The following is a 25,464-nucleotide window of genomic DNA, read 5'->3' as shown; positions in this document are numbered from 1 at the left end:
TGCATAATTTTAAAAAATGAATGCTTAGGCCACGTAAGAACTCTAACCAATTTTTCAATTTGAATTGTGAAATCGACTCTTATATCCAACTAATTCTCCATTTCCCAGCTGTGAAAGGTATTTGGAGCGATTTAGTTGGGTTTTTTCGGACTAATTAAGATAAATAGGTGCACGCAGCGAGATTAGTTCGGCAAAATCGAATTAAATGATGGTGTCGGGGAGAGGGCACGAGATAGTCGAAGAAATCGACTATCTCTCAGGCCCCTCAAGGGCAGCGAGTCGCCAGCTACGACCATGTTGCTCGAAACTTTTGCGATGCCTTCGCGCGCAAAGGCTTGCCATGGCCGAAGCAAGCGACATCGAACTCCGCCTTCCCTAGGCGGATCAAGTCCTGCTTCGCTTGCGGGAAGTTCTCGTGGCCGATGCTCCAGCCAAGGCCCATCATATTGGCCGCTGCATCCGCGGCGAACATCACGCCGCCTTGTTTCGGCAGCAGCAAGGCGAATTGTCCTGCGCTATGCCCGGGAGCAGGGATCGTTTGCAGACCAGCTGCGAAACTAAGCGTGTCATTCGCTTTCAGATAGCCGTCGATAGGAAAAGTTTCTATCGGCGTTTCCCTGATGAATAAACGAAATAATAGTTTATTCATGAATCCAGGCGTTGCGGTCAGCGGGCGCTGCGGCTGCCCTTTCTCTACAATCGGCGCATCCACTTCGCTGATATAGATCTTCACATGCGGCACCTCGCGCTTCAGTGCAGCGGTACCACCGACATGGTCGGGATGACCATGGGTAAGTAGAATGGTCTTCAAGTCAGATGGGCTGTGACCGATGGCTTGGATGCCCTCTACGATTGCAGGGGCACTTCCTGGCGTGCCGGTATCAATCAGAATAAGACCATCCTCCGCTTCGATGATATAAGCATTAACAGTCCCGAGTGGTAACCAATAAACACCTGTAACAACTCTTTGGACTTTCACCTGACGTCCCCTCCCCATTAAGATCACTAATAATTAGCCTAGTATCCTTAATACTATTTAGTTTGGCTAAATAAATGAATGAATAGAGAAATATCTGGCTAATTAATCACCTGTCGTAGAGTAGGTTGAACTCTCAATACATACAAAAAGAAAGCCACCTTGGCAAGTGACTTTATCACACAATTTTTATGGTAGATTAGTCTGAATTAGCTCATGTACATCAGCTTATTAAATGTGTGGCAAGAATTTAGATGCCCCTGTTTTAAACAGTCCCGCCAGAATAACACAGTGTATGGCTATAACCTCTTGAGCGAATTCAGCAGCCAAGGCATGAATCTCCTGGAGGGCGATTTGCTGCGCAAATAGTAGGAAATCCTCGCGTAAGCAATAGAGATCTTGTTCAAGCTCGATAGGTGATTGTTGCAGCGCATGGAGACCTCTCCCGATACAAGCGAATGTCTGTAGGGTAGGCGGCAGGCGACAGGACAGCCATTTGATACACAGTGCGATTTGCCTTTGGTTTGGAGCTTTCCGTAAGTGAAATTGATGATTCAGATCGAGGATGCCAGTAGGAATGACATAAGGGGTTTCAATGGAGGAACTGAAGATATGAATATGATTTTCCCCCACATGAATGATATCGAGATGGTTCGGGACTTTCGTGGACCAGACACCCTGCTTAAGAGTGACTAGATGATCGTCCGTTCCATGCTCAACGTGCTCTGGGTTGCTTGTTAACGTGTCGCATGATTCGTTCTTCCCTTGGCCTAACGTACCTAGTTTCCTCATGTACTTATCATTGTGCATACGAATACCTCACCTGTAAGTTACATAGTAATAGTTACCGCGGCAGCGGTGTTCAGAATTCAAATGATAACGGAATACGACTGGAAGGTCAACCCATTTTTTACTTTTTTTTAAAAACAATGAACAAAAAATAAGACCGAATCCAATCTAGGATCAGGTCGATATGTAATGGGCTTAGATTACAAATTTGTAGCCTACTCCCCATACGGTCTTAATATATTTTGGTTCTTTGGGATTGATCTCGATTTTCCTGCGCAAATTCGTAATATGTACATCAATCGCACGCTCGTTTATGTAGGAGTCGAATCCGCGTAAAGCATTGATCAAGTCTTCGCGACGGTAAACCCGTTCAGGATGTTCCACTAGCAATCGAATGAGCTCAAATTCAGAGAAGGTCATTTCGATTGATTCACCTCGTACATGCAAGGTGCGTTTCTCTAAATTAATTTGGAGCTCCATAGCAGGAACGGTTATCCGTTGGCGGATCGGGGTAGGAGCGGCAACTAGCTGCTCAGCGGGTAGTTCCTTTTTGAAGCGGCGTAATAGTACTTGGATACGTGCCTTCATTTCATGCATGCTGAATGGTTTGCATAAATAATCATCGGCTCCAACGGTGAAAGCTTCGATTTTCTCGCTGACTTTGGAATTAGAGGAGATGATAATAATCGGAACGGGAGTAAGCCCGCGTAAGGAATTGCATAGCTCTGTACCTTCGAAGTCTGGGAGTATAAGATCAAGTAGAATCAGATCTGGCTGGAAATTGTGCAGGGCTGTGAGACCCTCTTGTCCATTGTGACACCTGAGTACTAAGAAGTCTTCCTCTTTCAGATACATGCAGATCATCTCACCGATAATATCATCGTCCTCAATTAATAGAACTCTGTCCATTAGAAGTTCCCCCTAACGCATAGTTTCTAATTTGAAATTAGTAATAGTGATGAGGTGAGTGATGTTGCTAATATTTAGCTAATAATTCTATTATACGCTGTCGAATTTTAAGAGTAAACCGTTTTCATCTAGGAATTCCAAAAAAATGTTAGTAAAATATTAGCGAAAAGGAGCTGTAAAATTCATGAAGTTTAAGGAAGTGTCCTAATAAGTGGTAAGTATAATGGTAACATAAGTAAGATAGGTTTGAAGAGGTGGCGGAAAAATGAGTCTGATAGGCAGGCATAGAGTACTAGTAGTGAGTAAATCGGAACAAACCGAAGGGGTCATTACGACCATCTTGAAACAGGATGAACAGCTTGTCCTGTCAGGCGTTATAGCAGATGGCAGTGCGGTATTGGCATATGTGTTTCGTGACAGGCCGGATTTAATTCTCATTGATATGGACTTACCTGATTTATCGGGACTTTCGACACTTCAACTCATCATGGACCATAGTCCTATTCCTGTGATCATACTAAGCACACTTACATCAGAAGGCTCCGCTCAAACGATTCAAGCAATGCGTTTTGGCGCAGTCGATTATTTCCATAAAGAGATGTTAGTTTCAGAACTTTCGGGTGACGGGGTAGTCACCTATTTCCTTGAACGTTGCAAGCTTGCTATCCAAAATGGGGTAAAAGGCGTGTATCCCGCGAGCACGCAATCTGACGGATACATGGATAGTATGCAGCCTGGCGCTCCCTTAATCAATGGCGCTTTGCTACAGCGGCGGATGGATATTGAATTGTATCTTCGCCATGCCATTATGAAGAAGGAATTTAATCTGGTCTATCAGCCTGTTGTAGATATCAGTACGAATTGTGTAGTCGGATTGGAATGTCTTCTTCGCTGGGACAATGACAATGTGGGCTATGTTCCACCTTCGGAATTCATTGCGATTGCCGAAGAAAGTGGACTTATTCACGAGATTGGGGAGTGGGTGCTGCGAGAAGCGTGCAGACAGAACCGGAAATGGCAGCTCGCTGGACTTCCCCCTATGTTTGTTGCAGTCAATTTATCTCGTAAGCAATTCAATGATTGTCGCTTGAGTGGCACGATCGCGGCGATTCTAGAGGAAACGGGCTTGGAGCCGAAATACTTAGAGCTTGAAATTACAGAGAGTTTAAGTGTGGAAGCCAGGTTAGCTGCGGATACATTAGGGAAGCTCAAAGAGTTAGGACTTCGCATTGCTATGGATGATTTCGGGACAGGCTATAGCTCGCTTGGCTACCTGCGTGATCTTCCTATGGATAAAATAAAAATAGATCAATCGTTCATTAAAGGGTTGCAACATGGTCAAGTGAACGCAATTATCGTGAGCACCATGCTCACTATGGCCAAGCAATTAAACCTCGCTGTGGTTGCAGAAGGTGTTGAAACCGAAGAGGAGCTGCAAGTGCTGCGCGAGTATGGCTGCTGCTTCGTTCAAGGGTATTATTATAGTAAACCAGTCGAAGTTAGACATATTGAAGAAATGTTGTATCAACTAGCCTAACTGAATGATAGAATGATGAAGGATAGGTTAGAAGCGTATCCGCACTAGAGTCAGAAACGGGTTGGTGATTGTTCTGTTACGTGATTTGATTGTCAATTTTGCGTTAATAACGGTCTTTGTGGTAGTCGTGGAACATTTCTTCCTTGTCATGAAACTTGATCAGCGACCAACTTGGTTACATAAAGTGTATATCGGATTGGCTCATGGGGCGCTTGTAGTCGTTTTAATGAATTTCAGTATTCAAATGGCCCCACAGTTGAGTTTGAATTTCCGTGGTGTCGGTCTGCTGCTAGCTGCCTACATGGGAGGAATGCTGGCTGTATTCATTACGTTTGTTTGTGTGTGGGTAGCTAGATTTGTTGTGGAAGGCGCAATTTCTTTGCCGCTTTTGTTAATTGGCCTTGGAACGATAATTGGAGCTGGCATCATTTTTACCCGGGTAAAAGCCTACTGGATGAGTTGGTTGTATGCTTCTATGTTCTTTTTTGTCTTTTATTATTCGATGGTATGGTTGGTATTCGAGACATCGCTAGTTGTTATATTGAAATACATGAGCTATCAGTTCATGTGTGTTTTTGTAATCGCTTGCTTTATGCGATATTTGCTTCGAAATCGGGAGTATAAAGGGCAGATCCGACAGGTGGAGGAAGAACTGCTGGATATGCTGCGTTTTCAACCGGGATTCACGTTTAAGCTCCATAAGCACCGTGATGAATTCGTGTATATTGTGATTGAAGGACAACTGCTGCAAATGCTTGGGCTGAAACCAAGTCAGTTTATTGGCAAGAGAATAAGTGAAGTAAATGTGTTTAACGAAGCTTTTGCGGCTCGTATCGAGCAATATTATGAGAGGGCTTGGCAGGGGGAGCGTGTAAATTACGAGTACGACTACAACGGATTTACAATCCTAGTAAGTCTACAGCCCATATACAAAAATAGTTATGTCATTGAGTTGATTGGCTCTGCTTGTGACGTTACGGAGCAACGCGCTGCTATAATTAAAGCAAGAACAAGGGATGAACAGTATCGGACCTTGGTAGAAAACTCAGAAGACTTCATCTTTCGCTTTCAACTAGATGGTACAATTGCCTCGTCCAACAGTAAGATGTATCTTACGTACGCGATGGATGCCGACCAAGTGAAAGGAAAGCTGTTAACGGAATTGGTTCAAATGGATGATCCAGAGGCATGGGAAATGGGGTTCGAACAAACCATTTTGGAGCGGAAAACGCAACAGTTCGGTATTCACCTCCTGCATCCGGATGGTTCTGAGCATGCTTATAATGTAACGTTATCTCCTTTGTTTACGGAAGGTGAGAAGGAAATCGACGGTGTGACGGGGACAGTCCACGATATTACGGATCTGAAGAAGCGGGAAGAAGCGGATCAGTCCAATCGGGCCAAGAGTCAATTCTTAGCTAGGATGAGTCATGAAATACGTACGCCGCTCAACGGAATCATCGGGTTGTCTCTTCTTTTACAGAGGACAGAGCTATCCACCATTCAGCAAGACTATTTGAGCAAAATCGATTCATCTTCTAACGTTCTGCTGGCTACGATTAATGATATTCTTGACTTCTCGAAGCTTGAAGCGGGTAAAATGACACTGGAAACGGTGGATTTCTCACTGGAGGCATCCCTCCAAAAGGTAGCTGATCTTGCGAGTGTATCGTTAGGGAAGAACCGAATTGAGATCATACTCGAAACGTCGGAGGACTTGCCTGATCTCGTTAGCGGTGATCCCTTTCGCTTAGAACAAGTGCTCATTAATCTAACGAATAATGCCATTAAGTTTACGAAGAGAGGCCATCTGCGATTGAAAGTCGCTCTGGAGGAAGCAACTGATGAGGGTTACTTACTCTCCTTCGCCATGGAGGATACAGGCATCGGGATCTCTAAGGAGCAGCTCTCGAAGCTTTTTGTACCGTTCTCACAAGCAGATACGTCGATGACTCGACGTTATGGAGGGACAGGCTTAGGACTTGTTATCTGCCAACACTTGGTCCAGTCGATGGGCGGTGTCTTGCAAGTCGAGTCCACCCTTGGCTACGGAAGTCGATTCTATTTCAACTTGATGCTGGGGAAGGCTCGTTCAGAGGAGGATATACAGCTAGATACTGAACACCCGAAGCCTATTTTTTATCAGAATCAGCGCATCCGAATCGCCGAAGATCATTCGCTCGTTGCGAAGCATATCGCTGAATTACTGGAAGCGATGCATTTGGAGACAGATCGCGTAGCGACAGCATCGGATTTAGTAGCTGCTTTGGAAAAGGATGCGTGGAATGGCTCGCCAGTCGACTATGTTCTTCTCGATATGCAAATGGAAGATCTCGAGCACCAGATTGGGTTAGAGCGTGTAATTGCCCCAATAGACCGTTCACACACGAAGATAATCGCTTATACGACACTAGATGGAAGGGAATGGATGTCGGAGTTGCCAGCGGCTCTGCAAGCGGATGTTGTGCTTGTGAAGCCAGTAAGCAGAGCGAACCTGAAGCTGGCTATCGAGGGACTAGCTCAGCGGGAGATCCGGGCGGTCGTAGAGGGAACTGCGTCGATGACTCAAACGGAAGTGGAGTTGGGGACGGAGTCCAAAGGGAATATTCTTGTTGTAGAGGACAATGAGATTAATCAGCTTGTAATCTCTGAGCAACTAAAGCAATTGGGTTATCACACGGTAATCGCTCAGAATGGCCTTGAAGCTTTAGAATTAGCTGACAGTCAGCCGTGGAAGTTGATTCTCATGGATATCCATATGCCAGAGATGGATGGCTATGAAGCAACGCAGAAGCTTAGACAGCGTAAGCACCTGAACCTCGTGCCGATCGTAGCACTCACCGCGAATATGCTTATGCAGGATCACATGCAGCTGCTGAAGCTGGGCATGAATGATTTGCTCATTAAACCGATTACGGACCGGCAGCTGACAGATATGTTAGGGAAATGGAATCAACTGAGCTTGCTAAAGCAATACCCAGGTATTGGGGTGGAGCAATTGCTGCGGAACATTGATCATAAACTACATATTTTCCAGTATATGATGGATAAATTTAAGCAAGATTATCATAATTTCTATGATCAGCTGATTCCATTTATAGAGGGCGGGGAGCATGTTGCGGTTAAAAGAAAGATCCACACCCTGAAAGGAATCGCTGTGAATTTCTACGCAGATGCGCTGGTGTCAGAAGTGCTCGCTATGGAGAAGGAACTGGAGAATGGCATTCAACCATCCGAGGTTGTACATATTCTGAAGCAGATTCAGCATGAGATCGACGCCATTCTTGGACAGAGCAGTTCCAACGTAATGGTGGGTGAAGCTAACTGAACGTGTAGAACATGTTAAAAGTGAAAGTGGACGATGAGGCCTGATGTAACGTTGACCGATGGAAATGGTTGACGTGCATCAGGCCTCTATTTTTCGCGAGAGTTTTAAGTCGACAACATGTAGAAATTCACAAGATGAGGCGCAGATGTATCCCTAGAATCACTTGAATCCCCCCTAAGTTTACTCTACTGACAGGGCGGGATAGGCTGGTTGCGAGTAGAGTTGGGGAGATAAGAGTACAGTAGAAAAGAGTGAAGTAAAAATGGTGAGCAGAGTGGAGTAACATGGAGTAAAGTGAAGTAGATTAGATGCAGTTAGTGGAGAGAAGAGAAGTCGCTATGAGAGAGTATAGGGTAGTATAAGAGAGTATGAGAGAGTAGGAGAGAGTGGGGGAGATTAGAGGAAAGTAGGAGAGAACAGAAGGGAGGAAGAGCAGAGGAATAGAAGAGTAGAAGAGTAGAAGAGTAGAAGAGCACATAGCAGAATAGAAAAGTAGTAGAAGAGCAGAAGAGTGAATAGATTTAATTTAAAAGTAGAAATACAGCTATGGATTGCTGAAAGTTTTGTGAGTATACGCTGCTCCAGGAGAATAACTGGATTTTATACAGTTAAAAGTTAAGATTTTCCGCTCAAACTTGTAATAGATGGAAAACCTACAGTTAATATAGTGCGATTGGACAATATGAACAGAAAAGCGTGATTTTAACTACATATTTTCCAGTTAAATCGATTTTCGGAAGAAATTCCTCATAAATAGCTGTACATTTTCCAGTTAATATAATTGCAGCGGCAGTGTGCCCTCCAAACCTTTAATCGCGCAACCGCAACCCCAACCGCAACCCCAACCCCAACCCCGCCGCGGAGCTCCGCGTCTATACCCAAATAAAACACCCGTCCTAATAGGACGGGCTACTATGCCATACGCTATGCATGACCAGCGACATATGTGAGTCCGTAAGAGAGCCAGACGAAATGATACACATTGACGGCCGCATAAACGATAACGGTAAGGGTTAAACAGGGCTGGACCCATAATTTCTGCCGAATATAGGGATAAATGAACATTAATGCGAGCGGGAATATCAGTTTCACGAGATAATACGCAACGATATGCCATTCATAGAGGTGGCGGATTAACGGATTAGCCTCTTGGATGAGGGCTAGCTGTAAGCCAACATCAGTGAATAGCGCATCGAAAAAGCAGAGAATGAGCAGCAATATCAACAGTTTGCTCTTAAACATGGATCGCAAAACAAGCATACGGTTCCTCGCTTTCCGTGGCTTCATTCGGATGCGTTCCCGAGCATCGGGCAGGTCAGAGGTGTTGAGGACGAATCTCGCCTGTGATACATAATGTATCATCGCGAGGGCGGTTTGTCCAGTCCATAGCCCTCTAAGAGAAAATCCCCCGCGATCCGATGCAGATCGCGGGGGATTTATTATAGGCCCGGTGGGGGTCGAACCCACAACCTACCGGTTAAGAGCCGGTTGCTCTGCCATTGAGCTACGGACCTAAGATTAAGTCATTGTAACATGCCGCGTGAGATTGGGTCAATCTATTTCCTAGCATCTGCCGCGTAATCCTCTACCCCCCGGCCGCTCACACAAATAAAAAAAGCTTACCCCACAGCAATGAGGTAAGCACTCGCGCTACAAATTGATTAGAATACCTTTGTTGTCCACGACTCACAATTCCAAGTTTCTGTCACGACATCACGATAGAAGTCAGGTTCATGGGAAATCAGGATGATGCTGCCTTTGTAGGCTTTCAGTGCACGTTTCAGTTCTTCCTTCGCATCAACGTCCAAATGGTTCGTAGGCTCATCGAGCACGAGCAAGTTGGTTTCACGGTTAATCAGCTTACATAGGCGGACCTTCGCTTTCTCACCACCGCTGAGCACAACGATTTTGCTCTCGATATGCTTGGTGGTCAGTCCACAACGGGCCAGCGCCGCGCGCACCTCGAACTGGTTCAAGGAAGGGAACTCATTCCACACTTCATCAATACACGTATTGTTGTTGGATTCCTTTATTTCCTGTTGGAAATAGCCAACTTGTTGGTTTTCGCCCTTATGCACGGAACCTGACAATGCTGGAATTTCGCCCAAAATGCTGCGCAGCAACGTCGTCTTCCCGATCCCGTTGGCACCGACGAGCGCAATTTTCTGACCGCGCTCCATGCGCAGGTTAAGGGGACGGGATAACGGTGAATCGTAACCGATAACGAGATCTGTCGCTTCAAAGATCAGCTTGCCTGCCGTACGTCCTTCTTTGAAGTTGAACTGCGGTTTCGGCTTCTCTTTGGCAATCTCAATGACTTCCATCTTGTCGAGTTTCTTCTGTCTGGACATCGCCATGTTACGCGTAGCGACACTCGCTTTGTTACGTTGAACGAAGTCTTTCAACTCCGAAATTTCCTGCTGTTGGCGCTTATACGCGGACTCCAGTTGAGACTTTCTCATTTCGTGAACTTCAAGGAAATGATCATAGTCGCCAACATAGCGGTTCAAGGCTTGATTTTCCATGTGGTAGATCAAATTGATTACGCTGTTCAGGAACGGAATGTCGTGTGAGATGAGGATGAAGGCATTCTCATAATCGTTCAAGTAACGCTTCAACCATTCGATATGCTGCTCGTCCAAGTAGTTCGTCGGCTCATCGAGGAGCAGGATGTCTGGCTTTTCCAAAAGAAGCTTCGCGAGCAACACCTTCGTACGCTGCCCACCGCTCAAATCATTCACGTCTTTATCTAAGCCGATATCTGTCAGACCCAGACCGCGGGCCGTTTCTTCGATTTTGGCATCGATCATATAGAAATCCTGATTCGTTAACGTATCTTGAATCGTTCCTACATCCTCGAGCAAACGCTCAAGCTCTTCAGGTGTAACGTCGCCCATACGGCCATACATATCGTTCATTTCTTGTTCCATATCGAAAAGGTACTGGAAAGCGCCTTTCAACACGTCGCGCATCGTCATGCCTTTGCTAAGTACCGCATGTTGATCGAGGTAACCAACGCGCATGCGCTTGGACCATTCAACTTTCCCGTCGTCCGGTTGCAGCTTCCCGGTAATGATGTTCATGAAGGTAGATTTTCCTTCACCATTTGCGCCAATAAGTCCGATGTGCTCGCCTTTCAACAAGCGGAAGGATACATCGTTGAAGATCGCGCGATCCCCAAATCCGTGACTAAGTCGTTCTACGTTTAATATGCTCATGAATGACACCTTTTCTATTGAACTTTTTTGTTAAACGGATACCGTCTTGTGGAAGACGGCGCAGCCGTTTATCCCTAGCTTCTTACATTTTATTATAAACGATAGGGGGCAAACAACTCCCCCAAGCCAATAAAAAAAGGAAATTAAGCTTCATCCATCAGGATATGCCCATAGCCTGGCTCAATTTCGACGAAGCCAGCCATATGGCGCATGTGGCAGGTGATCGGCTTATTTTGACCCATCAGAATGATATTCTGGAGATCGCGGCGCCCCTCGGAAGGTAAGGCGAATGCTTTAACGTAATGAAATACTTCGCTAAGCGTGGTGTGAATAGCGGCGAGCAGAGGGTCATGTTCACCCTTGCCCATAAGATTCAGAAGAATGGCTCCTCCTTCGTCGAGCTTATCTTGGGCGATTTGGAAAAAGGTTAATGACGTTAACGGCAAGGGTGTGCCCTTGTCTGTAAAAGCATCAACAAGGATGTAATCATACGTTCGTGAAGGCTCGTTGCCCAGGAGCTGCCTGCCATCACCGATGCGCACGTTGTCCTGGTTGTAGCCGAAGTAGCGCCTGCTCAGCGCCACGATATGTTCATCCAGCTCCGCAACAGTGAAGCGTTTCTCTTTCAGGTGAGAAGCGATCGTGCCGATTCCGTGACCGATAAGGAAGACACGTTCATATTGAGGCGCGTTCACACCCATCAGGTGAATCATGGCACGCGGATATTCGAAGAGAAGGCGGTCAGGCTGAGCCAAATCCATCGCACCTTGCATGGCCTGATTGGAAAACTCCAAGACGCGGAAGCTGCCTTTTTCATCTGCAAAGGTAGTAGTGTCATAAATAGAGATGTCGTGGTGGGCGGTTTGTTCCCTGTATAGCACGTTCAACGAGCGAGTCTCCTTCGATAATAGGTATGAGGACAGTATAGCATAGCTCAACTTACGGAATAGTGGGACATTCGGAACATTATGACAAGTCATTGCAGGAATCGTGACGAGTTCATAAATCTTCATGACGTAGTCAGGGGAAATACAGGAGCTAAGTCCCTATCTGCTGCCTAGTGATATTGTTGATAATGAATGGGATTAGTGGGAGAAAGAGGAGGTACAGCGGTCAAGGCGGTTTATATCAGTATGTTAGGGAAGTAATCGTTATTGAAGGTCCAAGTATGGCTATAGACAACCCTCCTCAGCCTAATAGGCTAGGAGGTTTTTTTTGTCTGGGTTGTGTTCGATTGGGATGATGTTGTGTTCAATCCTCTCATTTTCTTGGGGAGGGAGCTCTTCTATACTGATGATAGATGAAATTACTATTAGAAAAGGGTGAGCCCCAATATGCGAACACAACCTACGACAAATTCCAGTAAGCAGGAACAAAAGCGGTTCTCCGCCTTCAATTGGAAGGGCTGGAAGGGCCGCTGGGAATCGCCTGCAGCAGGGTATTTGTTCATCTCCCCATGGCTGCTTGGCTTCTTGCTCTTAACCTTATGGCCTATGATTCGATCGGTTTATTATTCCTTTACTAAGTTCACTCTGCTGGATGCTCCCGATTGGATCGGCTTGAGAAACTATGAACGCATCTTCACCGACGATGAAACGTTCAGACAGTCCCTCACGGTCACGCTGTTGTTCGTTGTTATCTCTGTGCCGCTCAAACTGGTGACCGCCCTGTTGGTTGCTATGCTGCTCAACAAGAACATCAAGGGTATATCGATTTACCGTACATTTATTTATTTGCCATCCCTAATCGGAAGCAGCATTGCCGTTGCGGTTCTATGGAAAAACATTTTTGGGATCGATGGTTTTATCAATAAGTTTTTAGGCATTTTCGGCGTTGAAGGAATCAGTTGGATCAGCAGCCCTGGTACAGCGCTTGGCACGTTAATTATTCTGGTGGCGTGGCAGTTCGGCTCTTCGATGGTCATTTTCCTTGCAGGGTTAAAACAAATTCCCTCGGAGCTTTATGAGGCGTCTTCTGTTGATGGGGCGTCCAAGCTCAGACAATTTTTCAATATCACACTGCCGATGCTTTCCCCGGTTTTGTTGTTTAATCTGGTACTGCAGACGATCGGTTCTTTCCAAATGTTCACGCAGGCATTCATTATTACAAAAGGCGGTCCAATCAACTCCACGTATATGTATGCACTGTATTTGTACGAAAGAGCTTTCGCTCGCTACGATATGGGCTACGCTTCCGCACTAGCCTGGATACTGCTTGTTATTATCGGCATCGCGACTGCCCTAATCTTCGCATCATCCCGTTACTGGGTATTCTATGAGACAGAAGGAGGCCGTAAGAAATGACAGTCACACAACGCCGGACTCTCGGCTCCCATATCTTCTTGGCCCTATTCAGTATCGTTATGGTCTATCCCATCTTGTGGTGGGTTGGCGCCGCATTCAAATCGAATGATGAGATGAGCTCGCCTAATTTGTTCCCGAAAGTATGGTTATGGAGCAACTTTACCGACGGCTGGGTTGCGCTTCCGAAATTTACGTTCATGCACTTCTATATGAACTCCTTCGAGCTTATCGCAGGTGTGCTAGTTACATCCGTGCTTTCTTGCAGTCTCGTCGCATTCGGATTTGCCCGACTTGACTTCCCGCTCAAAAATGTCTGGTTCTCTATCCTAATGGTTACGTTGATGCTGCCTAGTCAGGTGACGTTAGTTCCGCAGTATATTATGTTCAATACATTCGGTTGGATTAATACGTATCTGCCGTTCTACGTCCCGCATGCTTTGGCGGGCGGTATCGGTGGCCCCTTCTTTATTTTCCTGCTCATTCAGTTCATTCGCGGACTGCCGAAGGATCTGGATGAATCGGCCAAAATCGATGGCTGCAGTTGGTTCGGTATTTACTGGCGTATCATCCTGCCGCTTACCAAGCCTGCGTTAGTTACAGTAGCAATCTACTGTTTCCTATGGAACTGGGACGATTTCTTCGGCCACTTGCTGTATATCAACTCGGTGGATAAATATACGGTAGGGCTCGCGCTCAAATTGTTTGTAGATAGCCAATCAGCCTTGCCTTGGGGGCAATTGCTGGCGATGTCACTTCTATCCATCGTTCCTTCATTAATTATCTTCTTTATGGCTCAACGTCATTTTGTGGACGGCATTGCGTCAGGTGCAGTGAAGGGGTAGAATTTGGAGAGTTGCTTGAAAAGCTGCGATATTGTGCAGCTTTTTTGGCTTTTAGGATTACTGCCCGAAGGGAGATTCTCCATGAATTTATTCAAACGCGTGCGAATTGACCGCTTGTTCTTTAGGAGCTTCGCTTCTTTCTTATCGCTCTTGCTGCTCGTCTTTACGTGGATCAGCTACAATGTAACGTCGCGGGAGCTGGCGGATACGTCATCCTACTACCAACAAGATATGCTCAATGAGTTGAATAAGCAGATTGATATCCAACTGAAATCGATCGAACAAATGTCGCTGGCTGCCTCCCGGAATATGAATACGATTGGCTATGATCCCTTCGAAAAGGATCCGTTCGAGTTATTTCATCGAAGGGACGATATGCTGCGGATGCTGGCAAGCATCACGTACAGTACGACAATGGTGCAGTCCATCTACTTATATATAGACAATCCAACTAAGACCGATCCCCAGGCTCCTGTGCAAATTCTGGATATGAAGCATGTTCGGGAGGAACCATGGTATCCGGAAATCCAGAATTCAGACTTCGCCTGGATCGGCGAACGGACGCTCCCTACGAACAAGGGGCCACAACAATTTATCAGTTTCGCCCGCAAACTATATAACAATTCGGACAAATACTATGGGATGCTGATGCTCAATGTGAAGGCTTCAGCAATTGAGAGCATGGTTCGCGGGGAGTCCGAGGGTAGAGAGAAGAATCGGTTGCTGTTGGATGCCAGCGGCAGGACCATCGCTACGATTGGAAAGCCGACTTTGAGCGAAGAGGAACTTGGGCTAATCAGCAGCAAGGACATCGCATCGAATTATATACATCTTCCCGACGAACGAGGCGAAGGAGCTCTGCTCGTATGGAGCAAAGTGCGATCAGATTGGATGTTAATCGAAATCACGCCATGGAAAGACATTGTACACGGTAGTATCCGCCTGGCTTATATTCTAGTCTCCGTCGGTCTGACGGCCATTTGCATCACTGCTTTCTTCACACTGTTTCTGTCTAGGCAATTTACGAAGCCGATTCGATTGCTGCTTGCGCGAATGGGACGTGTGCCAGCGACAGGGTCTGGCATGGATCTGGATCTGCCGACCGATTACAAGAATGAGTTCGGGAGCTTGTTCAATGGTTATCGCCGGCAAATGGAGCGAATTGAAGAGTTACTCCAGTCGCTGCAATCCCAGCACAAGCGCAAGAGAGAAGCGGAGATACTGGCGCTGCAAGCGATGATTAATCCCCATTTTTTATACAATACGTTGGATCAGTTGAACTGGATCGCTATTGATTCTGGACAAGAGAAGATCAGTACGATCGTATCGTTAATGGGCAAAATGTTTCGTATTGGCCTTTCCAATGGAGAGACGGTCATTCCAATTCGGGATGAGTTGACGCATGTAGAGTGCTACCTGCAAATTCAGAAGATTCGCTGGGGAGAACGTCTCACCTACAGCATTGAAGCGGAAGAGGAACTGAAAGATCTGTATATTTCGCGTTTAACGATACAGCCGTTTGTCGAGAATGCGTTTATTCATGGTTTTCATGGCAGAAGGGCTGGGGAGATTGGTATCACCCTTAAGCGCAAGGAGAACGAATTGGAAATTATTATTTCCGATAATGGCGTAGGACTGAAACCAGAATGGGATGTGCCTAAGCCTCGCAAAACAGGAGGTTACGGCGTTAGGAATGTGATGGATCGCATTGCTGCCTACTTCGGGGAGCCTTACGGAGTCACGATGCAAGGTAGAGCGGAAGGCGGGACGGAAGTGGTTCTGCGTCTCCCTATTCTGCCTAATAAAGCCGAAGTGGAGGAGGCCTTTCATGTGGAGAGTACTTATTATTGATGATGATTTCCAAGTGCTGGAAGGGATGAAGAAATCTATTCCTTGGGAGCGGTTAGAGGCGGAATGGGTAGGCGAAGCGATGGATGGACAGGAAGGGATCCAGAAGGTTAAGGAAACGAGTCCAGACATCATTATTACCGACATCTATATGCCAGTGATGAATGGGCTTGAGATGATCGAACAGCTGAAGCAGGTAGGATTTGCGGGAGAGATCATTATTCTCAGTGGCTATTCCGATTTTCAGTATGCGCGTCAGGCGCTGCGACTGCAGGTAAGTGATTACTTGTCGAAGCCGGTCACGATGGATGAGCTTAGTGGTGTGTTAGAGCGGGCGATTCATGAACTGGAGACCAAGGAACTGGCGAAGCTAGAGCAGGAAGAGACGCGGCGCAGGTTAACGATGTATGAGCCTTTCGTGCAGAAGGAATGGCTGAAATCGGTCGTCACGGGTACGTTGGGCCGAGCTATGGCAGAGGAAAGTATGGAGCCGATCGACGAGAAAGCGTGGCTAAAGAAGAAACATCTCATCATGGGGATAGAGCTGATGGGTACCAACCGTATCTTGAATCTCACCTTAATGGACTGGAGTTTGTTCCGGTTCGCCCTGGTGAATATCATTTGTGAGGTGCTGGAGCGGGATTGGCCGCAGTCGGAATTTATCGAGCTGCATAGTCATCATGCTGCCATTGTCTTTCATATCCCTTTAGAGCAAGAGGATGCTGAGGCTATGGAAATCATTAGGCGTATTGGCGAGTATATCATAGCGTGCACCCAGACCTACTTGAAGCTGAGTATCCGTATCGGAATTGGCAGTATGCAGGAGGACTGGCGACAGCTCTCCGACTCGACAGAGGAGGCTTTCCTAGATCTCTTGCAGCAAACACTGAGCGAAGATCGAACTCGCTTGTCCCATACAGATGCAGCAGAGACCGATTTCACCATTCGCCCCATCAAGTTTTATCAAGAGTTGGCGGAGGCTATCGTTTATGCGAAGGAAGAGGAGACGCTTGCGATTATTGACGACTACTTGGCGCAGCTCCGTCAGATGCCTTCCGTCTCACCGGCGTATCTGCAATACTTATGCTCGGAGCTTTGGACGATTCTAGCCTATTCCCTGTATAACACTGGCGTCGTGCTTGATGACCTGTTTCCCGGCTTGCCGGCAAGCCAGGAAATTACCAAGATTCAAACGATGGAGGAGCTCCGGGAGTGGCTCAAAAACAAAATCTCCGGCATTTGCTCACAGCGTGGATGNATGCTCGGAGCTTTGGACGATTCTAGCCTATTCCCTGTATAACACTGGCGTCGTGCTTGATGACCTGTTTCCCGGCTTGCCGGCAAGCCAGGAAATTACCAAGATTCAAACGATGGAGGAGCTCCGGGAGTGGCTCAAAAACAAAATCTCCGGCATTTGCTCACAGCGTGGATGGAGCGAACATTCCAAACATAAGGAAGCCATCGATTTCATGATTCAATACGCCCATGAGCGTTATGCCGAGGACATAGCTTTGGAAGATCTATCGAAACAGCTGTATCTAACACGCAATTATTTGAACCGGATGTTTAAGAAAGCAACGGGAGAAACATTTACGAACTATTTGATCCGTGTAAGGCTGGAGAAGGCCAAAGTGCTGCTGACAGAAGGCAAACACATGATCTACGAGATCGCCGAAAAGGTAGGCTACAAAAATGTAGCGTACTTTAGCTCCATTTTCAAAAAACATTACGGTATGAACCCCAGCGAGCTAGGCAAGAAATAAGTTGTGCTCGATTGTGGTAGAGATGTGTTCATTACCCTTATTTTGAATGTGTCTTGCCCTTTATATAATGAGGTTATAAGCGTTGCTGATGAATGGAGTTGCCACAGTACCTTCGTTCCTTTTATCGGAAAGCTTTGACACATGGACCTGAATACGGGAAGGGGTTAACAGAATGATGAATAAGCAGATAAAAAGATGGGGTTTACTGACAGTTACAGCATTAACAGCTGTAAGCTTGACCGCTTGCGGCAGCAATACGACGACTCCAACAACCGAAACAGCCAAACCAAGTACAGGTGGGGCAGCAGCAACCGCAGCGGTCGATAATAAACCGGTGAAGCTGCGCATCGTATGGTGGGGCTCACAAGCTAGACACGACGCTACTTTGAAGGCACTTGATGCGTATACGAAGAAACATCCGAACGTCACCTTCGAACCGGAGTTTTCCGGATTCGATGGCTATGCGGATAAGCTGGCTACACAAGCAGCGGCGAAGAACGCGCCTGACATCATCCAGATGGATCCGGCATGGTTAGCCGAATATAGCGGCAGAAACCAGCTCGTGGACCTGTCCAAAGGCATCAATACGGCGGATATCGATAAATCGTTAGTCGACTCCGGTAAATATAAAGACAAGCTGTATGCGATTCCACTAGGAAATAACGCTACGGGCATGCTATTTAACAAGAATGCCGTGGACAAGCTTGGCATTACACCTCCGGCCAATGGTTGGACATGGGATCAATATTTCCAATTCGGCAGGGATGCGAAAGCGAAGCTGGAGAAAGATAAATATGCGTTGATGGATGCAACGAATGATTATACCGTGTATGCTTCCTACCAGACCAGCCAAGGTAAAGGCTACCCAGTTACTGTCGATGGTAAATTCAATTTGGATAAGGATACGTATCTCACCTATACGAAGAAATATGCTGAGCTTCGCAAAGAAGGGGTTGTTCCTCCGCCAGATATTGCAACGACCGATAAAGAATCGGATGCCAAGATGGATTTGATGAATAACGATACCGTCTTGATCAAACGGAGTTTTGCGGCTCTGTTGCCTGGCTATGAGGGCGTGAAGCCGGGAGCATATAAATTTGTTACGCAGCCTAAGGGTGCGCAGGCTAGTGGCTTCTTGAAACCATCCATGTTCTGGTCGATTAGTGCGGATTCCAAGAGCATTGAAGCGTCCAAGGCGTTTATTGATTGGTTTGTAAACGATACGGAAGCCGCGGATATTTTGACGACAACGCGTGGTGTGCCCGTTTCCAAAAAGGTGCTCGACTATTTGACTCCGAAGCTGACTCCAGCGGATAAACAGCAAATTGAGCTGATCAAGAATGTAGCTCCGGATGCGCAGCCATTCAACCCTGGCGCTAAAGGCTGGAGCAACTACACAGCGAAGGATTTTAAGGATATCGGTGAGAAAATCATGTTCGGCAAGATTACGCCAGAAGCGGCATATGATGAATTGGTGAAGAAAGCGAAAGATTACCAATAGATAATTGGTTGAATTTGAAATAAGAGATAGCTATTTTACTTCAGCAATTGATGAAAACTCAAGTCGTCGAGACGTTCTCGATAGCTTGAGTTTTCCGCGTCCATAAGCGCAAACTTCACCTCTCACGTGAATCGGGTGATTCTAACGAATATCGTGTATAATCATGGCAGGAATCACATCATAGCTAGCGAGGAATAGGTGAAACGTATGGTGGGGAAAGCAGTAATCCGGCAGATGGGCAGTTCGTCCTTAGCCTTATCGCCACTCGGACTGGGCTGCTGGCAATTCAGCAATGGTCAAGGTATGGTAGGTAAGTTCTGGCCGGTCCTGAAGAAAGAGGATGTGCGCAGCATCGTTCAGACCAGTCTCAGGGGCGGGATCAATTGGTTCGATACAGCGGAGGTTTACGGAAAAGGTCAGTCTGAGCGCATATTGGCTGAAGCGTTGCGTGAAGCGGGTCCTTTGGCAGACGGGGCGCACATTGCGACGAAATGGTGGCCAGTCCTTCGCACGGCAAGCAGCATCACGAGTACGATTGATGAGCGCATACGTCTGCTGGAGAATCGGACGATCGAGCTGCATCAAGTGCATCAGCCGTATTCGTTTTCATCCGTTCGAGAAGAAATGAACGCGATGGCTGAGCTCGTGAAGTCAGGGAAAATCAAGAACGTTGGTGTCAGTAATTTTTCTGCGGACCAAATGCGTGAAGCCGACCGCGTCCTGCGCGAGCACGGACTCCGACTCATATCTAACCAGGTGAAATACAGCTTGCTGGATCGCAGGATCGAGCACAACGGCATCATGGACGCTGCCAAGGGGCTTGGTATCGCGATTATCGCGTATTCCCCGCTGGAACAAGGGATATTAAGCGGTAAGTTTCACAAAAACCCAGAGTTGGTGAAAGCGATTAAAGGTCCGCGCAAATTCACATCAGCTTTTCGGGCTTCGGGGCTGCAGAGATCAAGGCCACTCATTGACAAGTTAGACGAGCTTGCCCAGCTATATGATGCGTCACCGACGCAGATCGCGTTGAATTGGTTGATTCATGCGCATGGGGAGACAGTGTTCGCCATTCCAGGCGCGTCGAAAACGCATCATGCGGAGGAGAATGTGAAAGCTATGCAATTCACACTAACCGCAGAGGAATTGAAGCAAATCAGCGATGTGTCCAACCGTGTTTTGGGTAAATAAGCAGATGGCAATATGCTGTTATGTAAATGTAATGAGATTGAAATCTTAATTTCAGGTAGATTTAAGGAAGCGAGCCTATACTAAATGCAACCCCCTTTTTAAATATAGATAACTTGAGACCTGCGGCCCGTTGCTGTGGGTCATTTTTTTGGTCATAGGGGTCAGACTTAGAAAAATTCAACTTGTGATACCAAATACATGAAATAGGTTCCTGTCAGGATGGCAACGAGTATCAGGATGAAAGGTTTAACTTGTTTGAAAACGATGGTGGTCAGCAAGATCGCCAATGGCAAAAAGTACGTGTAGATTTGGGTAAACATCTCGTAATACGTCTCCAAATAAGGTGAACATATAGCCAAAATGACGATGGATACGATTGAATAAGTGAAACCTAGAAATATACCGAGTAATATTAAACCTATAAAATCAATAACTTTTGTATAAATAATGACTCTCTCCATACGCGACATCTCCCTTCATTAACCATAGTTTAGTAAATGAAGTTCAGTAGGATAAGTACTAACATTATCTAGTACCCTGTCTGACGGAGGCTAGTTGAAATGCAAATAAGCCGCCTAATGGCAGCTTATCTCGTACTCAGGTTGCAGGAGAGGATTGCCGCTCTACGGAACACCATCGCAATTTAAGTCACCGCACGCCCATGCTCAACCCGCCTGTACTCCTTCGGAACAATGCCTTTGCTCTCTCGGAATATCCGCGAGAAGGTTTTGTATGAACCATAACCGACTTCCAAGGCAATTTCCGTGACACTCATGTCGGTGGAGACCAGCAGACTGCAGGCATGGCGCAAGCGCAGATCGTGCAGGAAGTGGACATAGGTCTGCCCTGTCGTTTGCTTAATCACTTCGCTAATGCGTGACACGCTCATCGTGAAGCGAGCTGCCAGATCGGACAGAGCCAGATCCTCTTGATAATTCCGATGGATATAATGAATGATTGGCCACACCGCATGACTAGATCTTGAGGAGGATCTGGATAATGTTGCAGCTTCTTCCTCTTGTCCTGCATGCTGAAAGCGATGTCGATCAAAGCGAATTAGAATTTCCTTCAATTTGGACTTCAGAAGCGTCTGTCTGTAGCGCTCATCACCGTGATATTCCTTCACGATCTCTTCGATAAGAGCGGACATCATCTCCTTCTCAGCGCCTTCGAACTGTACATAGGCAGGTAATCCATTGGAATCATTGAGCAGATCCGAGAGACCTTGATCGTTACCTGGTTCCATGAGCAGATCCATACTGAACATGCCGTTGAAGAGAACTAGCTTTTGACCCGGGTCTGTAAAAATCTCATGCACCTGATAAGGCAGAACGAAAGTGAAAGTGCCAGGTGCCATCGGGTGTTTCACATCATTTATCGATTCTGCCCCGTGTCCTTCCACGACATACGAGAACTCAAGGTAATCATGGCGGTGGGCGCGAAAACCATGTTCCAATGTATTTCTACTTAGGTGAAACGGGAAGGGGGAATGCATATTGGGATACGTTTTCAGATAATCTGGAAAATACGTCATGTTCAGTCAGGGCTCCTTCGAAAAAATGGGACGTTTTCCGAATATACGGTACGACTTCTTCGTGATCTTATTTTATCATAAAAGCACTGGGGCAACAGCCCACTTATGAGGAGGAACGAACCGTGGAAAGCGTTAACAAGATCAGAATTGGTATTATTGGTGCAGGCAATATTGGCGGGGTTCATATTCGGGAGTTTTCAAAGCTGGCGGAACTCTGTGAAATTACGGCGATTACAGATGCGTACTTGCCTTTAGCAACAGCGAGAGCGCAAGAACATGGCATTGCTCATGTGGCTGCCACACCGGAAGAACTGATTCAAAGCGCAAACGTCGACGCTGTCATTATTGGGGTACCGAATCAATATCATGCTTCCCTTGCTGTACAAGCGATTGAAGCTGGCAAACATGTTCTTATTGAGAAGCCAATGGGCATTAACGCCGCAGCGGCTAAACAAATATATGAAGCAAGCAAAAAGGCGAATACGATCGTGATGATCGGCCACCAAATGCGCTGGGAATCCGTTCCTTTACAAATCAAGGAGCAGGTGGATGCGGGCGAGCTTGGTAAAATTTATACAGCCAAAACGGGCTGGTTCCGACGCAAAGGCATACCAGGTTGGGGAACCTGGTTCACCAAAATGGATGAATCCGGTGGCGGTCCGTTGATCGATATCGGGGTTCATATGCTGGATCTTGCCCTCTATTTGATGGGGAATCCGAAACCAGTTTCTGTTGTTGGTGCAACGTACGCCGAATTCGGGCCGCGTCGCAAAGGGATTGGCACATGGGGCAAGCCGAATTGGAGCGGTACGTATGATGTAGAGGATTTGGCGACTGCGCTGATTCGTATGGAAGATGGCAGCACGCTGACGCTTGAAGTGAGCTGGGCCGTGCACATGGATACGGACAATACGCCTTTCGTACACCTCATGGGTTCGGACGGCGGAGCTAGTTACAAGGGTGCTACAGGTAAATTGTTGATGGAGAAGTTTAACCGCCCAATCGAGACGGATTTGAAAAAGCCTGAGGATGATGAAGGCGAGCGCTTGCGTCTTAGCCTGCATTTCCTAGATTGTATTCGTGAAGGCAAACAGCCGATCACATCGGCGCTTTCCGGTTATACGAACAATTTGATTCTTGATGCGATCTATGAGTCTTCGCGCACGGGTAATGAAGTGAAGTTGAACTGGGATTAGTCGGGAAACAAACCATCATTCGGAGGGATTATTCAATGCTTAGAGGATTAACGAGAGCAGGGCTTGGCAAGATTGAGAGCAACGAGCAGTTCATCGAGTTAGCGGCAAAATATGGCTTCCAAGCGGTCGATATCGACGCTTTGAGCCTTGTAGAGACTCACACCGTAGCTGGTGCTCGTGAGTTATTAGAGAAGAATGGACTCGTCGTCGGGTCCATTGGTCTGCCCGTGGAATGGCGTTCCACGGAAGAGGTGTTCCGCGAGGGGCTGCCGAAGCTAGCCCAAGCCGCGGAAGCGGCAGCAGCGCTTGGCTGCACGAGCTGCTGCACGTATGTGCTGCCCTCGACAGATCTCGGGGCAGCGCACTTCATGGCGCTCGCGACGCGCAGATTGCGCACGTGCGCCCAGATCCTAGGCGCCTACGGCATCCGCCTAGGGCTGGAGTTCGTCGGTCCGCATCACCTGCGGACACGGTGGCAGAACCCGTTCATCTGGACAATCGATGAAACGTTGGATTGGATCGATGCGATCGGCGAGAGCAACGTAGGATTATTGTTCGATTCGTACCACTGGTACACGAATGGCGGGACTGTCGCGGATATCGAGAAGCTCCGCGTCGATCAGATCGTACATGTGCACATCAACGATGCGCCGGATGTGCGGGTTGAGGACGTGCTCGACAACGGACGCGTGTATCCGGGCGAGGGTGTTATTGATTTGGCAGGCTTCCTGCAAGGCCTGCAGCGTATTGGCTACACCGGCGCCGTGTCGCAGGAGATTCTGACGGCCGAAGCGCCGACAGATTCTCCGGAGAGCCTGGCGGAGCGGTCCAAAGCTGGCTTCGACAAGGTATATGCGGCGGCGGGGCTGTAGGTTGTGTGGTTGTATGGAAAGCGAATCCTTCGGATTCGCTTTTTTGTTTCTTTGGGGCTCTGCTGCCTCCAACGCGAATCCTTGGGGATTTGAATTTGACAAAATCCTCGTATCTGTAGTAACTTTATATCAAATAAGTTAAGTGCTTAACTAAATGTGGTGGTGACATATGAAAGAGCTGCAAGAATACGTTCATGATTTACCGATGCATACACGCGTTTTTTTCTCACTGGTGGAAGCAACGGCAAATTTAGTTGATGTCTCCGAAAAATATTGGCAATCCAAAGGTTTGAATGGTGCAAGAATTCGAATCTTGGTTGAACTTATGAAGGAAGGAGGAACTATGCTACCCTCGATGCTCGCCAAGAAAATTGGCGTTACGAAACCGAATATTAGCCTTTTACTTATCCCATTAGAGAATGAAGATTTAATTCGTCGGGCAAGTCATCCCAAGGATGGTAGAAAAACAGTGATTTCAATAACCAGTGAAGGTCAGAGCTTACTGTTAAAATATTTACCTGAAAATCGTCAAAGAATTGCCGAAAAAATGAAAGTGTTAGAAGAGCAAGAAATGAAACAACTCCTTGTTTTATTAAATAAACTACGGTGATAATAACCTAGTTTTATTTATTTAGTTAAGCACTTAACTAAAATTACAACTTTAGGAAGAAGGGGATAATCCAATGTCGATTGTCATTACAGGGGCTAATGGTAAATTAGGAAGCTTAATCATGAAGCAACTCCTTAAGAAAGTTTCAGCCGATCAAATCATTGCTTGTGTTCGCCAACCTGATAAAGCAGAAGAATATCTGAAGCAAGGCATTGAAGTGCGATTCTGTGACTACGATAAACCTGAATCACTTGATCAATCATTTGCTGGAGCCTCCAAACTTTTATTCATTTCAAGCTCTAATACCGATGATACGATTCGCTTACGACAACATGCCCATGTCATAGAAGCGGCGAAAAAAGCGAAAGTGGAGCATCTACTATTTACGAGCTTTGCTTTTCCTGGTAAGGGCTTGATTTCACCAACTCATCTGTATTTGGCTACGGAGCATGCCATTCTTACAACCGGAATTCCATATACTTTTCTGCGGAATGCCTTATACACTGATTTTGTCGGAGTGCTTGGTTTGGATGCTGCAATAGCTGGAGGTGAACTGAGCGTTTACCCTGGAGATTGGAAATTTAATACGGTAACTCGCCATGATCTCGCTTTAGGAATAGCAGCAGTTCTTACTGAATCGGGTCATGAGAATAAGACGTACGAACTTACTGCTCCTCATTCATGGACTTTCAATGATCTAGCAGTAGCTCTGTCTGATCTTTCGTGTAAGCCAGTTTCCCTTCGCCAGAATCCTCAGATTCAAAACTGGATATATGGGTTCTTGGGCAAGATTAATACATCCTCTACTTCATCAGATTTGGAGAAATTAATTGGAGGCCCCGTCACTTCACTAAAAGAAAGCATTAAACAGTTTATAGCTACCTAACAGCCCAGCTTTGCACCCTTATGCGAAATAACTGGATTTCCTCCCGCTAATTCGCGGGAAATCCACGTCTTGGGGACGTTTAACTGTACTTTTTCCAGGCCTGTTGATTAACCAAAAAAAGGTAGCCAAAAAGGCCGCTCATTCGGTATGGTATTTGTACC

20 protein-coding genes, 1 tRNA gene and 1 pseudogene are annotated in these 25,464 nt (G+C 46.6%); 13 read left to right on the top strand and 9 right to left on the bottom strand.

Features of this window, described 5'->3' with window-relative positions; genetic code table 11:
• Nucleotides 1-286 precede the first annotated feature (286 nt).
• The 3 genes from A8708_RS23715 to A8708_RS23705 all read right to left on the bottom strand — a co-directional run bounded on the left by A8708_RS23715 (nt 287) and on the right by A8708_RS23705 (nt 2,674).
• Complete coding sequence (locus A8708_RS23715; RefSeq protein ID WP_167355921.1) at nt 287-979, bottom strand: MBL fold metallo-hydrolase; 693 nt, start codon at nt 977-979, stop codon at nt 287-289.
• Between the two features lie 228 nt (nt 980-1,207).
• Nucleotides 1,208-1,786 carry a hypothetical protein gene (locus tag A8708_RS23710; protein WP_068667789.1) on the bottom strand — a complete coding sequence of 193 codons (579 nt, stop codon included), beginning with the start codon at nt 1,784-1,786 and terminating at the stop codon, nt 1,208-1,210.
• Between the two features lie 174 nt (nt 1,787-1,960).
• The gene (locus A8708_RS23705; RefSeq protein WP_068667788.1) at nt 1,961-2,674 is read right to left on the bottom strand and encodes a response regulator transcription factor; all 714 of its coding nucleotides are present in this window, start codon (nt 2,672-2,674) and stop codon (nt 1,961-1,963) included.
• Between the two features lie 298 nt (nt 2,675-2,972).
• Between A8708_RS23705 and A8708_RS23700 the strand changes: the two genes are divergently transcribed.
• Together A8708_RS23700 and A8708_RS23695 are read left to right on the top strand one after the other, a co-directional pair.
• A complete protein-coding gene (locus A8708_RS23700; RefSeq protein WP_167355920.1) occupies nt 2,973-4,211 on the top strand; it encodes a GGDEF/EAL domain-containing response regulator in 1,239 nt (412 codons plus the stop codon).
• A gap of 85 nt (nt 4,212-4,296) precedes the next feature.
• Entirely contained in the window at nt 4,297-7,539 is a 3,243-nt protein-coding gene (locus tag A8708_RS23695; RefSeq protein WP_204787624.1) for a response regulator, read from the top strand.
• Between the two features lie 924 nt (nt 7,540-8,463).
• On the opposite strand, the gene A8708_RS23690 is transcribed toward A8708_RS23695, so the two are convergent.
• From A8708_RS23690 to A8708_RS23675, 4 genes are all read right to left on the bottom strand, one after another.
• Nucleotides 8,464-8,781, bottom strand: a complete 318-nt coding sequence (locus A8708_RS23690) for a DUF5658 family protein (RefSeq protein ID WP_068667792.1) — start codon at nt 8,779-8,781, stop codon at nt 8,464-8,466.
• Nucleotides 8,782-8,981: 200 nt separating this feature from the next.
• Nucleotides 8,982-9,053: transfer RNA gene (locus A8708_RS23685), tRNA-Lys, on the bottom strand.
• Nucleotides 9,054-9,200: 147 nt separating this feature from the next.
• On the bottom strand, nt 9,201-10,757 hold the full coding sequence (locus tag A8708_RS23680) for an ABC-F family ATP-binding cassette domain-containing protein (protein ID WP_068667785.1): 1,557 nt from the start codon (nt 10,755-10,757) through the stop codon (nt 9,201-9,203).
• Nucleotides 10,758-10,900: 143 nt separating this feature from the next.
• Nucleotides 10,901-11,644 carry a spermidine synthase gene (locus A8708_RS23675; RefSeq protein ID WP_068667784.1) on the bottom strand — a complete coding sequence of 248 codons (744 nt, stop codon included), beginning with the start codon at nt 11,642-11,644 and terminating at the stop codon, nt 10,901-10,903.
• Nucleotides 11,645-12,091: 447 nt separating this feature from the next.
• Between A8708_RS23675 and A8708_RS23670 the strand changes: the two genes are divergently transcribed.
• The 7 genes and pseudogenes from A8708_RS23670 to A8708_RS23640 all read left to right on the top strand — a co-directional run bounded on the left by A8708_RS23670 (nt 12,092) and on the right by A8708_RS23640 (nt 20,205).
• Complete coding sequence (locus A8708_RS23670; RefSeq protein ID WP_068667783.1) at nt 12,092-13,060, top strand: carbohydrate ABC transporter permease; 969 nt, start codon at nt 12,092-12,094, stop codon at nt 13,058-13,060.
• Nucleotides 13,057-13,902: a carbohydrate ABC transporter permease gene (locus A8708_RS23665; RefSeq protein WP_068667782.1), complete on the top strand. Its 846-nt coding sequence runs from the start codon at nt 13,057-13,059 to the stop codon at nt 13,900-13,902. Before A8708_RS23670 ends, A8708_RS23665 begins: the two co-directional genes overlap by 4 nt.
• A gap of 81 nt (nt 13,903-13,983) precedes the next feature.
• Nucleotides 13,984-15,753: a sensor histidine kinase gene (locus tag A8708_RS23660; protein ID WP_068667781.1), complete on the top strand. Its 1,770-nt coding sequence runs from the start codon at nt 13,984-13,986 to the stop codon at nt 15,751-15,753.
• Nucleotides 15,731-17,007 (top strand): annotated as a pseudogene (locus A8708_RS37130) (response regulator); the annotation flags it as partial. The gene A8708_RS23660 and the pseudogene A8708_RS37130, both read left to right, overlap by 23 nt.
• A 113-nt stretch (nt 17,008-17,120) precedes the next feature.
• Entirely contained in the window at nt 17,121-17,513 is a 393-nt protein-coding gene (locus A8708_RS36600; RefSeq protein ID WP_338044233.1) for a helix-turn-helix transcriptional regulator, read from the top strand.
• A 175-nt stretch (nt 17,514-17,688) separates the two neighbouring features.
• Complete coding sequence (locus A8708_RS23645) at nt 17,689-19,014, top strand: ABC transporter substrate-binding protein (protein WP_068667791.1); 1,326 nt, start codon at nt 17,689-17,691, stop codon at nt 19,012-19,014.
• A 207-nt stretch (nt 19,015-19,221) separates the two neighbouring features.
• Nucleotides 19,222-20,205 carry an aldo/keto reductase gene (locus tag A8708_RS23640; protein ID WP_068667778.1) on the top strand — a complete coding sequence of 328 codons (984 nt, stop codon included), beginning with the start codon at nt 19,222-19,224 and terminating at the stop codon, nt 20,203-20,205.
• 167 nt (nt 20,206-20,372) lie between these two features.
• On the opposite strand, the gene A8708_RS23635 is transcribed toward A8708_RS23640, so the two are convergent.
• Nucleotides 20,373-20,666, bottom strand: coding sequence for a hypothetical protein (locus A8708_RS23635; protein WP_068667777.1), 294 nt, complete (start codon nt 20,664-20,666; stop codon nt 20,373-20,375).
• Between the two features lie 182 nt (nt 20,667-20,848).
• On the bottom strand, nt 20,849-21,739 hold the full coding sequence (locus tag A8708_RS23630; RefSeq protein ID WP_068667776.1) for a helix-turn-helix domain-containing protein: 891 nt from the start codon (nt 21,737-21,739) through the stop codon (nt 20,849-20,851).
• 122 nt (nt 21,740-21,861) lie between these two features.
• Between A8708_RS23630 and A8708_RS23625 the strand changes: the two genes are divergently transcribed.
• From A8708_RS23625 to A8708_RS23610, 4 genes are all read left to right on the top strand, one after another.
• Nucleotides 21,862-22,935: a Gfo/Idh/MocA family protein gene (locus A8708_RS23625; RefSeq protein WP_068667775.1), complete on the top strand. Its 1,074-nt coding sequence runs from the start codon at nt 21,862-21,864 to the stop codon at nt 22,933-22,935.
• Nucleotides 22,936-22,970: 35 nt separating this feature from the next.
• Entirely contained in the window at nt 22,971-23,807 is an 837-nt protein-coding gene (locus A8708_RS23620; RefSeq protein WP_068667774.1) for a sugar phosphate isomerase/epimerase family protein, read from the top strand.
• A 169-nt stretch (nt 23,808-23,976) separates the two neighbouring features.
• The gene (locus tag A8708_RS23615; RefSeq protein ID WP_068667773.1) at nt 23,977-24,417 is read left to right on the top strand and encodes a MarR family winged helix-turn-helix transcriptional regulator; all 441 of its coding nucleotides are present in this window, start codon (nt 23,977-23,979) and stop codon (nt 24,415-24,417) included.
• A 73-nt stretch (nt 24,418-24,490) separates the two neighbouring features.
• Entirely contained in the window at nt 24,491-25,303 is an 813-nt protein-coding gene (locus A8708_RS23610) for an NAD(P)H-binding protein (RefSeq protein ID WP_068667772.1), read from the top strand.
• The last annotated feature ends 161 nt before the right edge of the window (nt 25,304-25,464 follow it).

This window comes from Paenibacillus oryzisoli (genome assembly GCF_001653565.1).
In the GTDB taxonomy this organism is placed as follows: domain Bacteria; phylum Bacillota; class Bacilli; order Paenibacillales; family NBRC-103111; genus Paenibacillus_E; species Paenibacillus_E oryzisoli.
This window is presented reverse-complemented; position numbering and strand designations above follow the sequence as displayed.